Source organism: Pseudoalteromonas sp. NEC-BIFX-2020_015 (assembly GCF_012952265.1).
Taxonomy (GTDB): Bacteria; Pseudomonadota; Gammaproteobacteria; order Enterobacterales; family Alteromonadaceae; genus Pseudoalteromonas; species Pseudoalteromonas neustonica.
Window position 1 is genome coordinate 1 of sequence record NZ_JABCJL010000083.1, and the last position, 858, is coordinate 858.

Annotated in this window: 1 protein-coding gene; it reads left to right on the forward strand. The window is 39.3% G+C overall.

All coding sequences use genetic code 11. From position 1 onward, the window contains the following. Positions 1-858 (forward strand): IS4 family transposase (locus tag HH219_RS21640; RefSeq protein ID WP_169328604.1); only part of this gene is annotated, 858 nt, incomplete at both ends.

The window sequence follows — 858 nt, forward strand, 5'->3', positions numbered from 1 at the left end:
GCGCAGTTAATTGGAAATAAAAAGTCCCCCATCATATTAGTCGATTGGTCACCTATTAATGGACAAGGGATGTTTCAAGTATTGCGCGCCAGTATTCCAATGAATGGGAGAAGCTTAACGCTCTATGAAAAAATTCATCCTGAGAGCGAACTGAATACCAATAAAGCACATCAAGCATTTTTAGACACGCTCGAACAAATATTACCTGAAGGATGTATGCCAATCATTGTGTCAGATGCTATCTATCGTGCCCCATGGTTTAAAATAGTTGAAGAAAAAAATTGGTATTGGATAGGGAGAGTAAGAGGGCGAGTATCTCTCTCCCAAGATAAACAAGAATGGAAAACCAGTTATCAATGGTTTGCCGATGCGCGTATTGGTAAGGCTGATAACCTTGGCTCAATTTACTATGGTAAAACGGCAAAGTTCCCGTGCAATGCAGCAATTTATAAACGAACGCCAAAAGGCCGAAAAGCGAAGAAAAAACGAGGCGGGACGTCACAAAGAACAACAGATAAAGTTCATCAAAAAGATGCGAAAGAGCCGTGGTTACTGGTGTTTAACTTGCCTGAAAAGTTTATGAAGAGTGCAAAAACAGCAGTGAACCTTTATAGCCAACGTATGCAAATAGAAGAAAATTTTAGAGATACAAAAAATAATAAATTAGGGGTAGGTTTGGAGTGCGCTAACTCCCGAAGTGTTAACCGATTTGATAATTTACTGCTTATAGCGGCGCTTATTTTATATTTATTATGGTGCATAGGGTGTGCCGCAGTCATGAAAAAGATCCACTATTCATTGCAAGCGAATACACAAAAAGCGCGAATGGTATTATCAATAATAACGATTGCGCGTGAA